The organism is Oleiphilus sp. HI0066 (assembly GCF_001635725.1).
Genome location: NZ_LWFH01001513.1, coordinates 1 through 974, shown reverse-complemented (window position 1 = coordinate 974; position 974 = coordinate 1). Strand labels below are relative to the sequence as shown.

General features: G+C 45.0%; 2 protein-coding genes. Both read left to right on the top strand.

The window, feature by feature from the left end:
* Positions 1-456: NAD(P)-dependent oxidoreductase (locus tag A3738_RS23590; protein ID WP_197473988.1), on the top strand; the 456-nt coding region annotated here is incomplete at its 5' end.
* Positions 456-974: sugar nucleotidyltransferase (locus A3738_RS23585; protein ID WP_156504451.1), on the top strand; the 519-nt coding region annotated here is incomplete at its 3' end. The genes A3738_RS23590 and A3738_RS23585, both read left to right, overlap by 1 nt.

Sequence of the window (974 nt, the reverse complement as noted above, 5' to 3'; positions counted from 1 at the left end):
TTGATGAGGGACGGTAAGCAATATCGTCCTATGCTGCATGTCCAAGATACAACGGATGTAATGTGTTTGTTGCTTGAGTGTGATTCGGGGCTAGTGAATGGTGAAATTTTTAACGTAGGTAGTGCTGAAAATAATTACCAGTTAGGGGATCTTGGGCAGCGAGTCGCAAGACAGGTTGGCGAACTCCTTAATGAAGAAATTAAGGTAGAGTGGTATGGCGATCCCGACCACCGAAGTTATCAAGTGGATTTTAGTAAAATCGAGCGCACCTTGGGATGGAAGGCAGCATGGAATGCAGAGCGGGGTGTGAAAGAGATTGTTGCCGCCCTTCAAGCAGGTACTTTGGATAAAACGCCCGAGACAATAACTTTAGACTGGTATAAGCAGCTTGTTTTTTGGGCGAATAAGCTTCGCGGAATGGAAATTTATGGCGGCCTATTGGAGCTAGCTGACTAATGAAAGGCATAGTATTAGCCGGTGGCTCGGGTACGCGTTTACACCCGATCACGCTAGGTGTATCAAAGCAGTTATTACCTATCTATGACAAGCCGATGATCTACTATCCATTGTCGGTATTGATGCTTGCCAAGATTCGCAAAATCTTAATCATCTCAACCTCCGAGGATCTTCCTCAGTACAAGCGGCTTTTAGGTGACGGATCGCAGTTTGGTATTCAGCTTGAATACGCCGTACAAGAAAAGCCGGAGGGTCTCGCGCAAGCCTTTATCATCGGTGAAAAGTTTATTGGTCAAGATTCAGTGTGTTTGGTTTTGGGTGATAATGTATTTTACGGCCCCAACTTCTCGCCGAAGCTTCTTGAAGCAAAACGCAAAGTCGAAGAAGAGCAAATAGCCACCGTGTTTGGTTATCAGGTAAAAGACCCTGAGCGCTTTGGAGTAGTAGAATTCGATCAAAACAAACAAGCTATATCTATTGAAGAAAAACCTGCCCAACCAAAGTCAAAACATGCCGTG